Origin of the sequence: Paenibacillus xanthanilyticus, from assembly GCF_042682185.1 — a bacterium.
Classification (GTDB): Bacteria; Bacillota; Bacilli; order Paenibacillales; family Paenibacillaceae; genus Paenibacillus_Z; species Paenibacillus_Z xanthanilyticus.
Genome location: NZ_JBHUHA010000002.1, coordinates 209746 through 223050, shown reverse-complemented (window position 1 = coordinate 223050; position 13305 = coordinate 209746). Strand labels below are relative to the sequence as shown.

At 54.0% G+C, this 13305-nt stretch carries 10 protein-coding genes; 8 read left to right on the top strand and 2 right to left on the bottom strand.

Annotated features, from left to right (window positions below; all coding sequences use genetic code 11):
- Positions 1-216: 216 nt before the first annotated feature.
- Positions 217-1941, top strand: a complete 1725-nt coding sequence (gene acsA, locus ACFSKT_RS18025; protein WP_377719605.1) for an acetate--CoA ligase — start codon at positions 217-219, stop codon at positions 1939-1941.
- Between the two features lie 68 nt (positions 1942-2009).
- On the opposite strand, the gene ACFSKT_RS18020 is transcribed toward acsA, so the two are convergent.
- Complete coding sequence (locus tag ACFSKT_RS18020; protein WP_377719606.1) at positions 2010-5141, bottom strand: transglycosylase domain-containing protein; 3132 nt, start codon at positions 5139-5141, stop codon at positions 2010-2012.
- Between the two features lie 221 nt (positions 5142-5362).
- Here ACFSKT_RS18020 and ACFSKT_RS18015 point away from each other — a divergent pair, with 221 nt between their 5' ends.
- The gene (locus ACFSKT_RS18015; protein WP_377719607.1) at positions 5363-5896 is read left to right on the top strand and encodes an NfeD family protein; all 534 of its coding nucleotides are present in this window, start codon (positions 5363-5365) and stop codon (positions 5894-5896) included.
- 49 nt (positions 5897-5945) lie between these two features.
- Positions 5946-7481 carry a flotillin family protein gene (locus ACFSKT_RS18010; protein ID WP_377719608.1) on the top strand — a complete coding sequence of 512 codons (1536 nt, stop codon included), beginning with the start codon at positions 5946-5948 and terminating at the stop codon, positions 7479-7481.
- Positions 7482-7552: 71 nt separating this feature from the next.
- Here ACFSKT_RS18010 and rpsD read toward each other — a convergent pair whose 3' ends face one another.
- A complete protein-coding gene (rpsD, locus tag ACFSKT_RS18005) occupies positions 7553-8152 on the bottom strand; it encodes a 30S ribosomal protein S4 (protein WP_377719609.1) in 600 nt (199 codons plus the stop codon).
- 344 nt (positions 8153-8496) lie between these two features.
- On the opposite strand from rpsD, the gene ACFSKT_RS18000 reads away from it, so the two are divergent.
- The 5 genes from ACFSKT_RS18000 (at position 8497) to ACFSKT_RS17980 (ending at position 13228) form a co-directional block, all read left to right on the top strand.
- Positions 8497-10419, top strand: coding sequence for a sensor domain-containing diguanylate cyclase (locus ACFSKT_RS18000; protein ID WP_377719610.1), 1923 nt, complete (start codon positions 8497-8499; stop codon positions 10417-10419).
- Between the two features lie 148 nt (positions 10420-10567).
- Positions 10568-11293: a hypothetical protein gene (locus ACFSKT_RS17995; RefSeq protein ID WP_377719611.1), complete on the top strand. Its 726-nt coding sequence runs from the start codon at positions 10568-10570 to the stop codon at positions 11291-11293.
- 66 nt (positions 11294-11359) lie between these two features.
- The gene (locus tag ACFSKT_RS17990) at positions 11360-12475 is read left to right on the top strand and encodes an aminopeptidase (protein WP_377719612.1); all 1116 of its coding nucleotides are present in this window, start codon (positions 11360-11362) and stop codon (positions 12473-12475) included.
- 88 nt (positions 12476-12563) lie between these two features.
- A complete protein-coding gene (locus ACFSKT_RS17985) occupies positions 12564-12806 on the top strand; it encodes an HPr family phosphocarrier protein (RefSeq protein ID WP_377719613.1) in 243 nt (80 codons plus the stop codon).
- Positions 12807-12940: 134 nt separating this feature from the next.
- A complete protein-coding gene (locus ACFSKT_RS17980; protein WP_377719614.1) occupies positions 12941-13228 on the top strand; it encodes an Fpa/YlaN family protein in 288 nt (95 codons plus the stop codon).
- Positions 13229-13305: the final 77 nt, after the last annotated feature.

Sequence of the window (13305 nt, the reverse complement as noted above, 5' to 3'; positions counted from 1 at the left end):
AATTACACTTATAACATGGTTTTGGTTTTATGAAAAGAATGGATGAATGACCAGCAGCTGTGGTATAATCATGAAAGCGCATTCTTTATTCTTCCGCGAACGCTCGACTCGATACGTGAAAAGTCGCGTAATTTCGCTGCTTCAAAGCGGATGTGTCCCTACTTGAAGGGATGCGTTCAGGCGACTGCCTTTATAATGTTTGGGAGGATGATGAGTATGGTAAACATGCATCAAGAACGGATTTCGGCAACGGCTTCCGGCTCCAACATGGCAAGTTATGAAGAAACCTACAAGCAGTTTAATTTCGAGCAGGTGGAGCAGCAGTTTTCCTGGCACGAAACCGGCAAAGTAAACATGGCTTACGAGGCAGTCGACCGGCATGTCGAACAAGGCAGAGGGGGGAAAGTAGCGTTATATTACAGCGATGCGAAACGCGATGAGACCTACACATACGAACAAATCGCGAACCAGTCCAACAAATTCGCGAACGTACTGCGCGGTCTCGGCATCGGCAAAGGCGAGCGGGTATTCATTTTTATGCCGCGCACGCCGGAGCTTTATACGAGCTTGCTTGGTATTCTGAAAGTCGGCGCGATTGTCGGACCGTTGTTCGAGGCGTTCATGGAAACCGCCGTGCGCGATAGGCTGCAGGACAGCGACGCGGTCGCGATCGTGACGACGCCGGCGCTTCTGCCTCGCATTCTTCGCAGCGAGCTGCCGGATCTGAAGCACATTATCGTCGTTGGCGACGATGTGCCGGAGGAAGAGGGCATCGTCGACTATCATGCTCTCATGAACGGCGCTTCCGAAGAAGCGGAGATCGAATGGCTCGACCGCGAAGACGGCCTCATCATCCATTACACATCCGGTTCGACGGGCAAGCCGAAAGGCGTGCTGCACGTCCAAAATGCTATGATTCAGCACTACTTCACGGGCCGCGTCGTCCTCGATCTGCAGCCCGACGATATTTACTGGTGTACGGCAGACCCGGGATGGGTTACCGGTACGTCTTACGGCATCTTCGCTCCTTGGCTGAACGGCGCGACGAACGTCATTCGCGGCGGCCGGTTCAGTCCGCAGGACTGGTACGCGACACTGCAGAAATATCAAGTGACGGTGTGGTACAGCGCGCCAACCGCATTCCGCATGCTGATGGGGGCAGGCGACGATGTCGTGAATCAATACGACCTGAGCAGCCTGAGACATGTGTTGAGCGTCGGCGAGCCGTTAAATCCGGAAGTGGTACGCTGGGGGCAAAAGGTGTACAACCAGCGCATTCACGATACATGGTGGATGACCGAGACGGGCGGCCAGCTGATCTGCAACTATCCATGCATGGATATCAAACCAGGCTCGATGGGCAAGCCGCTGCCTGGCGTGGAAGCGGCGATCATCGACGATGCCGGCAATAAGCTTCCTCCATACCGGATGGGCAATCTGGCGATCAAGACGCCATGGCCTTCGATGATGCGCCAAATTTGGAACAACCCGGCGAAGTACGAGGAATACTTCCGCATTCCGGGTTGGTACATTTCCGGCGATTCCGCCTATCAGGACGAGGATGGCTACTTCTGGTTCCAAGGCCGTATTGACGATGTCATCAACACGGCTGGCGAACGCGTAGGGCCGTTCGAGGTGGAGAGCAAGCTCGTCGAACATCCGGCCGTTGCTGAAGCAGGCGTCATCGGGAAGCCGGATCCGATGCGCGGTGAGATTATCAAGGCGTTCATCGCGCTGCGTGAAGGATTCAGCCCATCCGATGAACTGAAAGCCGAGATTGCCAAATTCGTCAAAGACGGATTGTCGGCTCATGCGGCGCCGCGCGAGATCGAATTCAAAGATAAACTGCCGAAGACCCGCAGCGGCAAAATAATGCGCCGGGTACTTAAAGCATGGGAATTGAATTTACCAACGGGCGATCTGTCAACAATCGAAGATTAAACCGCTATTATCCCTTACCAAATCAAAAAAGCTTCCATCCGGATTACCGGATGGAAGCTTTTTTCGTTCTATTGTTGCGTGTTGACCGTTAATGCGGCGGAACCATCGGATTCGCCAGACGCATTGACGGCGGTAACGAAATACATGCCGCTCACGTTGGAGACGATGTAGTCGAATTTGGTGTCCGCGATGGTGGCGAGCTTCTGATAATTGTTGTCGCTTCCCGCACTGTAATACACGTTGTACGCGGTCACTTGCTCCGCGCCCGGGTTCGGCTGCCATTCAATCCGAACGCCGAGGGACGTGGTGATCGCATTCAGACCGGTCGGGGGCGCGGGTCTTGCCTGCAGCGGATCTGTATCTGTGGCGCTGCTTCCGTTATCCGGAAGGATAACGCCGTCTCCCTCGCTTGCTTGCTCCGTACCGTCAGACGGATCGGCAGGGGGACCGCCGATTTGTTGGCCGTTCGAAGTGATGATGAAGCTTGGAGCAGATTCACGACCTCCCACGTCGACGGCGGTGACGTAATACTCATAGTGAACGCCGGCCGTAATATAATCGACGAATCGCGTTTCTTCGCCCGTCAACACCGGGCTGCCGCTGCGTTTAAAGGCCGTACCGCTCGCGGAGCGATACAAGCGATAGCCGACGACATCTTTCTCCGGCGATGGCGCGAAGGTGATGCGGAAGGCATTATTGCCTTGCACCAGCTCCAACCGTACGCTGCTCGGCGGTGTAGGGGCGGCGCCGTCATCCGTGCGAGGGTCGGTCTTCGACGGTGCGTCAAGCTTCGCATCCATGGGCAGGTAGAAGCTCATCGGGCGTCTGCTGTCCGAAGGGAGCTTGGCTTGCGCCTTCTCAATTTCCTCCATAAGGACATCCAGCGGTTTCTCCCGTTTCACCACGACTTGCTCGCGAACCATGTCCGAAGGGGTGGTCGCTTGCGGGACGTAGTTGACGCCGTTATAAGGAATGTAAGCCATTTTGATTAAGGCGTCATCCGATTCCTTTGGCAAGTAAGGCTTGTTGAACCAGTCCGTCACCAGCATCCCCATCGAGCGCGTCAATTCCGTCGGCTTTTTGCCGCTTACGCTCGAGACGGTCGCTTTGACGATATTGTCCGGTTTGTTGAATTCCTTGGTCGGGAACAGATCGGGTCTTGCCTCCGTCACGTCGTTCATAATTTTAGCCCAGATCTGTCTAGCCCGCGCTCGGCCGGCCTTGGAGAGCGTATTAACTTGCTTCTCGTAACCAGCCCATACGCCAAGCGTAATGTCTGGCGTAAAGCCTTCGAACCAGACGTCGCCGTAGCTCTGCGTAGAGCCCGTTTTGCCGACAATCGGAATTTTCTTGTAGTTTTTGTACTCGCTCGTTAACTTGTGGCCAGTACCGCTGCCGTCCGAGATGACGGTGCGAAGCATGTCGGTCATCAGGAACGCCGATTGCTCGGAGAAGACGCGCTGCGGCTTGGCTTTGTGCTCATAGATCGTATGGCCTTCCGAATCGGTAATCCGGCTGATCATGTAAGCGTCGTTGAATACTCCGTTGTTAGCGATTGCGCCATAGGCATTGGTTAATTCCTCGACGGACACCCCTACGCTTAAACCGCCGATAACGCCGGTCTGCGCATATTCGTCTTCCGGCTGGAGCGTGGTAATCCCGAGCTTGCGCGAGAAATTCCAGGCTTCGGCAATCGTGACCTTATCGTTGAACACTTTCAGCGCCGGCAGGTTGAGCGATCGGTTGAGCGCTTCCCGGGCGGTCACGAGACCGTGATACCTATTATCCGAGTTTTTCGGAATATGGAATCCTTTGACGCCGTCCTTGAAGACGACGGGTGCATCGTCCAGAATACTCCCTGGCTGAACGAGGCCTTTCTCGATGGCGGGCAGATAAGCCGCGATCGGCTTCATGGTCGAACCTGGCTGACGCGTCATCTGCGTGGCATGATTCATTTGCTCTTCATAGAAATCGCGGCCTTCCAGCATGCCGAGGATCGCCCCTGTTTTGTGGTCGATCATGATCGCGGCGATTTGCTCGACGCCTTTCTCTTTGCTGTCGGGCGAGAAATTATCCGGATCTTTGCCGATCGCGTGCATCAGGTTGTACACCTTTTTGTCGATCGTGGTGTAAATCCGGTATCCGTTGCGCAGCAGCTCCTGTCTGGCTTCCTCGACGAGCGCCGCGTTCTCCTTCTTGCGGACATCGGTCAAGGTCAGGTTCGGGTCCTTCTGCATGAGCAGAATCTCAGCGGCCTGCCGTTCCGTCTCCAGCATGAGATAAGGGAACGTGGAATAAGCTTTCTTCGTAAGCGGAGCGAGCGTGCTTTTGATGTCAAAAGCAATCGCTTCATTATACTGTGCTTGCGTAATGCGCTTCGTCTCCAGCATGCGGGAGAGCACGGTCTTCTGGCGGTCCATCGCGAGCTTGAAGTTCTTCTCGTTGAACGTGCCTTTGCTCGTGAACGCGGTATACGCCGACGGCCGCTGCGGCAGACCGGCCAAATAAGCGGCTTGCGCGATATTCAGCTTGTTGAGGTCAGCGATGTTGAAAATGCCTTTGGAAGCGGCTTTAATGCCGTATAAATTATAGCCGTTGGCGCCAGTCCCGAAAGGCACCTTGTTCAAATAAGCCGTTAAAATTTGTGATTTGGTCAAAAAACGCTCCAATCGCAGCGAAAGGAAGATCTCCTTTACTTTGCGGCTGTCCGTCTTGTCCAAATTCAGAAACACGCGTCTGGCCAGCTGTTGGGTGAGCGTACTGCCGCCAGTTTGGACGTCTTCATTCAGCACCTTCTGCTTGACCGCGCGTCCAAGACCGTTGATGTCGACGCCGATATGTTCGTAAAAGTTGTTATCCTCCGTCGCGAGAACCGCGTCGATAATCAGCTGCGGAATATCTTTCTCCTCGATCAACCGCCGGTCTTCCTCGGTTCGCAGCTGACCGATCGGTGTTTGCCCGTCATTGAAATAAGCAAAGCCGGTGATTGCGTTCTCGTTGACTTGCGCCTCGATCTCCGCCCGCGAGCGGATCGGGTCATCTTTGACAAGAGCGGCGACATAGCCCGTCACGGCGCCGCCGACCAATAATCCGATTAATAATCCAAAAATGAATAGCCATTTAAACGTAATGAGCGTTACGACGCCGAACGTCCGCCATCCGCTGTATCCTTTTGCATTCTGCTGACGGTCTTCATCCATCTTTCGATCGATTCCTCCTCCGATTAACAGTTGTAATTATAGCATAAATCGACCGTGGATATCAGGAACCGCTGCCGAATTTTAACGAAAACATAGGGGTCTCTGCTTGCGTTTTTTCTTTTATCGCTAAAATAATTCGTAAAGATTCGCAACTTTGCGGGGATAATGCGCGTAATTAAAATCAGGAATGGCTTCAAAAAATTGGATTGACGGGAGGGCATATGGAGGCGTTATTCTGGTCCTGTTTGGCTGGGGGAATCTTGTTCGCGCTCGTTAGCGTCATCCTCGGAGATTGGCTTAGCCTTGCGCTTGACGGCGCGTTGGACTTCCTATCGTTGGACGGTCATAGAGTGTTCCAACCAACGGCGATCGTCGGGGGCATTACCGTATTCGGAGGCGCAGGTCTCTTGCTTCATCGCTATGCGGGTACGGGTCCGGCGTCGACGGTCACGCTAGCGGTTCTCATCGCTATCGTTTCGGCGGCAGGCTTGTATTTTCTCTATATTCGGCCGATGGAGAGGAGCGAGAGCTCGGTCGGCTACTCCATTCGCGACCTTGCCGGAACGCTAGCGGAAGTGCTGGTGCCCGTTCCCGCCGGCGGATATGGAGAGGTTACGCTAAGAATCGGCGGAGGGGTCACGCATCATATCGCGTCTAGCTACGAGGGAGAATCGATCCCGGCCGGCTCCAAAGTCGTCGTGGTCGAGGTCAACGGGCAAGAAGGAACGCTGCTTGTGTCGAAAGTCGATTTCTAATTCATCTCACCACACATAACAACTTGAATGAGAAGGGTGGAAATTCATCATGCCAGATTATCTAATCATACCTTCGATCGTCGTGGGCGTTATCGTCGTGTTAGGCCTAGCGTTCTGGGCGCGTTACAAGACGGTCGGACCCGAGGAAGCGATGATCGTAACCGGTTCATTCCTCGGCAGCGCGAACGTCGCGTCGGACGAATCGGGCCGGCGGATCAAAATCGTGCGTGGCGGAGGCGCCTTCATTCTGCCGATCTTTCAGCAGGCGGAATTTCTGTCGCTGCTCTCCCATAAGCTGGACGTCTCCACGCCGGAGGTGTACACGGAGCAGGGCGTTCCTGTATTGGCCGACGGCGTCGCGATTATCAAAATCGGCGGTTCCATCGAGGATGTCGCGACCGCGGCCGAGCAGTTCATGGGCAAACCGATCGAGTCCTTGAAGATCGAAGCGCAGGAAGTGCTGGAAGGGCATCTGCGCGCGATACTCGGATCGATGACAGTTGAAGAGGTGTACCGGAACCGGGACAAATTCGCGCAAGAAGTGCAGGGCGTCGCCGCCCGCGATTTGAAGAAAATGGGTCTATTGATCGTCTCCTTCACGATTAAAGACGTGCGCGACAAACACGGATATTTAGAGGCGCTCGGCAAGCCGCGCATCGCGGCCGTGAAGCGGGACGCCGACATTGCCGAAGCGGAAGCGATTCGCGATGCTAGAATACAGAAAGCGAGAGCGGAAGAAGAGGGGCAGAAGGCGGAGCTGCTGCGGGATACCAATATCGCCGAAGCGGATAAAGACAAGGAGTTGAAGGTCGCTTCCTTCAAACGGGAGCAGGATACGGCCAAAGCCGAAGCGGACCAAGCCTATGCCATTCATGAGGCAAAGGCCAAACAATCCGTCGTCGAAGAGCAAATGCGCGTCGAGCTCGTGCGGAAGGAACGCGAGATCGATCTGGAAGCGAAAGAAATTCTACGCCGCGAGAAGCAATACGATGCGGAAGTGAAGAAGAAAGCGGATGCGGAACGGTACGCGGTCGAGCAAGCCGCCGAGGCAGACAAAGCAAAACGGCTGCGAGAAGCCGATGCGATGCAATATCGAATCGAAGCCGAGGCGCGGGCGAATGCGGAGCAAAAGCGGCTGGAAGGTCTCGCGATTGCCGAGGCGGAGAAGGCGAAGGGGACGGCCGAAGCGGAAGTCATTCGGCTGCGCGGCTTGGCGGAGGCGGAAGCCAAGGAGAAGCTTGCCCAAGCGTTCGAGAAATTCGGCGAAGCGGCCGTACTCGATATCGTCATCAAAATGCTGCCGGAGCTTGCCGGTAAAGTGGCGGAGCCGATCAAAGGCATCGATAAGCTGACGGTGGTCGATACCGGACATGGCGAAGGCGCCGCTAGAGTCAGCAATTACGTCACCTCCTTGATGGCGACCGCGCCGGAGATGCTGAAGAATGTATCCGGCTTGGATGTGAGTGCGCTCATTCAAGGATTGACCAAAGGCAGAGTACCGGTCGCGACTCCATCAGCGCCGCAGTCCACGGTCATTCCGATCAGTCCGAACCCAGGGCCATCAGCTGCGGAAGACCGCGACTAGAGACACAAATGCAAAAAGAAGGGGCTGTCCTCCCGCATTCGCGAACGAATGCGGCGGACAGCCCCGACTTATTAACGGCTGTAGAACTCGACGATTTGCTTCTCGTCGATTTCTTGTGGAAGCTCAGCGCGCTCAGGAAGGCGAACATACTTGCCTTCAACTGCGGCATCGTTGAATTCCAGGTAGTTTGGAAGGAAGTTGCGTGCTTCCAGTGCTTCTTTAACCGATTTCAGAGCGCGGCTGCGCTCGCGAAGACCGATTACGTCGCCTACTGCTACGGAGTAGGAAGCGATGTCGACTTTCTTGCCGTTTACGGTAACATGGCCGTGGGAAACGAGCTGACGTGCGCCAGCGCGGGAACCCGCGAAGCCAAGACGGTAAACGAGGTTGTCCAGGCGGCTTTCAAGGAGAACCATGAAGTTTTCGCCGGATTTACCTTTCATTTTAGCAGCCTTGTCGAACAGGTTGCGGAAAGGCTTTTCGTTTACGCCGTACATGTGGCGCAGTTTTTGTTTCTCCATCAATTGCACGCCGTAACCGCTCAGCTTTTTGCGTTGGTTAGGGCCGTGTTGACCTGGAGGGAAAGCGCGTTTCAATTCTTTGCCAGTACCGCTCAGGGAAATACCCAGACGGCGGCTCAATCTAAATTTAGGACCTGTATAGCGTGCCATGTGTCGTGACACTCCTTCTTAATAGTTATGGTCGAAAATTGGAGTTTCGCCGAGTGCTGTCGAGAAGAACCGCTGCGGGTTCATCTGGCAGGTAAGTTCAGCCGCTGACCTGACAGCGACAGCCTCCGTGAGGGTGACACAAAACCGAACCAATATTCATCTATAAAGTTTATTAAATTCGCAAGGTGTTGTCAAGTACAATCCCTTGCACGAACAAAACCTAAAGCAGATAAAATTTGCCCGGGTCAACTAGTATTATATGACTATTCTAGTGCACATTTTCCCAAATTGAGCTATGATATTCATAGAACCATAGACATAATATTCAGGCGGGTGCTGCGAATATGAATAAATCGATGCCATCTGGACGGACGGAGGATAACCGCCCCGTTGCAAACGCGTTCGGCGATACACCGGCGTCCATGAAGGCGGCTGTTCTGCAAGCGACATCCATGGATGCGCCGGCAGCGGCGGAAATCATGCAGGAGAGCTTCGAACAATGGATGAGCGAGACGGGCGATTATTTATTTGACAAGTTTCAAGCGGCTCTATTTAGTGCCGAAGGTCAATTGATCGCCTGCACGCACTCGGCGTGGCAGTCGGAGGAGGATCGCAACCGAGTCGCCGCGACCGCCTGCGCGACGGGCCAACGGCAAGAGGGGATGACTTGCGCGGCCGAGCCGTTAAGATGCCGCTCCGGTGACGAGCTGCTATCCGTGCTCGTCTGGTCCGCGACGGATGGATGGGGCGGACCCGATACGAATCAGCAGAGGGTGCTCCAACCGGCCGCCTTTCATCTTCGTTCCATATTGGAGGCTCGCTTCGAACACGTCCGGATGAAAGAGGCGCTTTACAAACAGCATGCGGCGGAGACAGAAGCGACAAGACGGGAAGCCATGCTGGAAATCGGAAAGCGGCTGCATGACCAGAACGATGTCTCTTCGGTGATTAGGGAGCTGCTGGCATATATCGAGAGCTATACGCCATTCGCGGATTTCAGTTTATATTTGTCCCAGGATTTCGTTAACGGAGATGCGCGGATTAAGCCGCTGCTCATTCGCAACGACCCGGAGGATCTATATTCACGCGCCTTTCTCGAAGGGGTCCCGCTTCAGGATCAGCTGAAGAGCGGCTGCGTTCGTCTGGCCATTCCGATGAGCGGCAAACAGGCGGTTTACGGCGTGCTCGGCGTTAGCTTCAGCAGCAGACATTGGGATGAGTCGGAGTTCAAAGCCTTTACGCTTATCGCATCGACTGCGGGCTCCGCATTCGAGAACGCGAAGCTGTACGAGCAATCCAATGTGCTGATTACCGAGCTGCAAATGATCAACGAGCTGACCAAGCGCTTGAATCAGTCGCTGCGGCTGAGCGAGATATTCGAATTTACGATGAACGAGCTGCTGCATATTTTCAAAGCCGATCATTGCTGCGTCCTTCAGCTCAACCGGGAGAAGGATGTCTTCCAATACGTAGCGAGCAATTTGCCTTACCTAATGAAAGAAGCGGTGCCGCTTGATTACGGCTACGCCGGCATCGTGCACCGGACGAAGGAGCCCGTCATTACGTCCGACTATTGGAGCACGCGACTGGTGGCTTCCAAATTTATGGACGAGACCGGTTCGCGCTCGATCATCGCGGCGCCCATTATGGATGGCGCATCCATCGTAGGCGTCATCATCGTGACCCACAAGTCGCCCAACTTCTTCTCGTATGATAATTACAAACTCCTTCAAGTACTCACGACGCACATCGGTCTTGCCATATCGAATGCCTCGCTTCATGCCGAAGTCAGGCGCATGGTGATCACCGATAATTTGACCGGATTGCACGCCCGTCATTATTTGAATGAACGGATTCAATCCAAGCAGCGCAAAGACCCGTGCGGCTCGCTCGTCGTCGTGGATATTGATCATTTCAAGCAGGTCAACGATACGTATGGCCACTTGGTTGGCGATCAAATTCTGATCGGCGTCAGCGACGTGATTCGCTCCTGTATCCGCGAAAGCGACATTGCGGCGAGATGGGGCGGGGAAGAGCTGGCGGTCTATTTGCCCCAGATCCGTTCCGAGCAGGCATTCCGCATCGCCGAACGCATTCGAACAAGAGTGGAACAGGGGACGCATCCGAGCGTTACCGTATCGTGCGGCATATCGGAGTGGACGTTTGAGGATGACAAAATCAGCGTAGAGTCGCTTTTCTATAAAGCCGATATGGCCTTGTACGAAGCGAAGAACCGCGGAAGGAACCGGATTATAGTCGCATCATAGTCAGACTTCGACAAACACGGCCGTCAGAGCCCGTGTTTTTGTATTTTATGAGGACTTTGTCACCGGCAACCCGCACGCCCGCATAAGGACCCGCCTGGATACAGACGCTATGTTTGATCAGTCATTCGACAGGAAAGGTTCGATGCGCATGGGGGATAGACGAAAATATGCCGCGGCGGGGATCGGTTTATGGCTCGCGGCGTTCTCGCTGCAGGGGTGCGGCGAGCAGCCGCTTGTGGAGAAGGAACCGAAGGAATTGCTGCAATTATCCGTATCGGGGTTGTCCGGAGTCGACGCGTATCGGTTCACGGGACAAAGCGGGGTGAAGACCGGAGGACGCGTAACGGACATCGTGCGCTTCGGGGGGGAAGTCAAGCACCACGATCAGATTCGGCTGGAAGCGGCTTCGGTTAAACAAGCCCAGCATTATACGGTGCGCGACCCAATGGCTTACCTGAGCCAAGTTCAAGTTGAAACGCGGCGGACGGAGGTCAAACAGGAATCGTCTAATGCGCGAACCACGGTGCTCCTAATGCGCGGGGATCCGGAGCTTGCACGGAAAAGGTGGGTGCATACGCTTAAGGCCGCATTCGAAGACGCGGTCAACTCGGGCGTGAGGCGGTTGCAGCGCACCAACGGAGGTGGTGTATTGCCGCCGAAGACCGAAGCGGAGGTTCGCGTTTCACGCAAGCAAATGGACGAGATGCTGCGGTCGCTTGCCGTCGATACGACTTATCGTCTTGTAATTGACCGAAAGAAGCTGCTGCCGGGAAAGTTAACGGAGGATACGGTGCTTCATTATACGCGAGAAGGTAAGGCTTATTCGGAATCGCGCCAGCTCACGTTGGAGATCAAGCCGGACTCGCGCAGATAAGTGCATCGGACACCCAAACGTGATAGGATATAGAGGTTAAAATGCTGGATAAGGAAGTGGACTTCTATGCGCGACAGCCGTTTACAGGTACTCGCATCGAACCTGGCCGGGTATTCCATCGACGTACAGCCGGGAGACAATGTATTGATTGATATGATTGGCTCGGAGCGCGAGCTCGCGAAATTGCTAATCGAAGAAGTTGCGAAGCGAGGCGGCCGGCCATTCGTGGAGACGAGCGATCGTTCCGTACTTCGCACGCTGCTGAAGCACGCGACGAAAGAGCAAATCGAATTATGGGCTTCCTTCGACCTGAAGCGGATGGAAAACATGCAAGCGTATATCGCGATCCGTTCGGGCGATAATGCCAACGAGCTCTCTGACGTGCCGGGCGAGAATATGCTGCTGTATGAGAAGCTGTATCGTCACCCGATACACTCGGAGCAGCGCGTGAAACATACGAAGTGGGTCGTGCTCCGTTACCCGAATGCGTCGATGGCGCAGCTCGCGAATATGAGCACCGAAGCGTTCGAGGATTTCTATTTCGACGTATGCAACCTGGATTACGCCAAAATGGACAAAGCCATGAACCCGCTTGCGGAATTGATGTCCAAGACCGATAAGGTTCGCATCGTCGCGCCGGGTACCGATCTAGCCTTCTCGATCAAAGGCATCGGTGCCAAGAAATGCTCCGGACACCGGAATATTCCGGATGGCGAAGTATTCAGCTGCCCGGTTAGAGACAGCGTGCAGGGAACCATTACATACAACGCGCCGTCGGTTTATTCCGGCGTCACGTTCGAGAACGTCTCGTTTACCTTCGAGAACGGAAAAATCGTAAAGGCGACGGCGAACGATACGGCTAAGCTGAACGAAATTCTCGATACCGACGAGGGGGCCCGCTATATCGGCGAATTCAGCCTCGGATTTAATCCGTATATCTTGCACCCGATGAAAGATATTCTGTTCGACGAAAAAATCGCCGGCAGCCTGCATTTTACGCCAGGCCAAGCGTACGACGAGACAGATAACGGCAACCGTTCGGCCGTCCATTGGGACCTGGTGCTGATCCAACGGCCGGAATACGGCGGCGGCGAGGTCTATTTCGATGATCGCCTCATCCGCAAGGACGGGATCTTCGTCATTCCGGAGCTCGAAGGGCTGAATCCGGAAAATTTGAAGTAATTGCAAGGCCCTCTTGAACGGAATCCAGAATAAGGGTATAGTGAAAGAAAGCGTTTGTATTTTAGTATCTAATCATGGAGGGATTCGCATGTCCAACAATGCAGCGATCGTAGACATTTCCCAAACGGCTAATAAATTCCGGTCATCCATCGTACTCCAAGCCGAGAATAAGTATATCGATGTGAAGAGCATCCTCGGTTTGTTCACGACTTTGGTTGGCAACCATGCATATGAACTTCATGTTCACGGTCCGGACGCAGATGAAGCGAAAGCCGCAATGGCCGAAGTGTTCGCGAAGCATAACCTGAACGTGAAGGTCGTCTCGGAATAATCACGCCTGATTGCGGCGCTCGGCATAACCAATGCCGGGCGCTTTGTTTGTTTTGTCCTTGTGCAAAAGGTACTTTTTGTTTAATATAAAAGATATAGAAGACGGCGAGCAATACATGCACAAGGGGGAGTACGATGTCTTCATCTGAGGTAATTATCCATTTGAACCAAAAAGCGCTCAATCTCCTTCAGGAAGATGCCTATAAAATCGAAAAACTGATTGAAGTCCAAATGGAAAACTTGGCAACGCGCAAATGTCCGTTGTACGAGGAAGTATTGGACACCCAAATGTATGGGTTTTCGCGGGAAGTCGATTTTGCGGTTCGCGCCGGTTTAGTCGGGGAAACGGAAGGGAAAGAAATTATCAGCAAGCTCGAGCGGAATTTGGCGGTGCTGTACGAGGCGCTGAACAATAAAGGGTAGTTCTTGACGAGAAGAGTACTGCGAGTTCTTAGACTGCAGTACTCTTCGCGCAAGGACTGCCTTTTTTAATATGTTCA

What these genes read in the sequence shown, in the direction of transcription:
- acsA (WP_377719605.1), top strand. Translation starts at nt 217, where the DNA reads ATGGTAAACATGCATCAAGAACGGATTTCGGCAACGGCTTCCGGCTCC.
- ACFSKT_RS18020 (WP_377719606.1), bottom strand. Translation starts at nt 5,141, where the DNA reads ATGGATGAAGACCGTCAGCAGAATGCAAAAGGATACAGCGGATGGCGG.
- ACFSKT_RS18015 (WP_377719607.1), top strand. Translation starts at nt 5,363, where the DNA reads ATGGAGGCGTTATTCTGGTCCTGTTTGGCTGGGGGAATCTTGTTCGCG.
- ACFSKT_RS18010 (WP_377719608.1), top strand. Translation starts at nt 5,946, where the DNA reads ATGCCAGATTATCTAATCATACCTTCGATCGTCGTGGGCGTTATCGTC.
- rpsD (WP_377719609.1), bottom strand. Translation starts at nt 8,152, where the DNA reads ATGGCACGCTATACAGGTCCTAAATTTAGATTGAGCCGCCGTCTGGGT.
- ACFSKT_RS18000 (WP_377719610.1), top strand. Translation starts at nt 8,497, where the DNA reads ATGAATAAATCGATGCCATCTGGACGGACGGAGGATAACCGCCCCGTT.
- ACFSKT_RS17995 (WP_377719611.1), top strand. Translation starts at nt 10,568, where the DNA reads ATGGGGGATAGACGAAAATATGCCGCGGCGGGGATCGGTTTATGGCTC.
- ACFSKT_RS17990 (WP_377719612.1), top strand. Translation starts at nt 11,360, where the DNA reads ATGCGCGACAGCCGTTTACAGGTACTCGCATCGAACCTGGCCGGGTAT.
- ACFSKT_RS17985 (WP_377719613.1), top strand. Translation starts at nt 12,564, where the DNA reads ATGTCCAACAATGCAGCGATCGTAGACATTTCCCAAACGGCTAATAAA.
- ACFSKT_RS17980 (WP_377719614.1), top strand. Translation starts at nt 12,941, where the DNA reads ATGTCTTCATCTGAGGTAATTATCCATTTGAACCAAAAAGCGCTCAAT.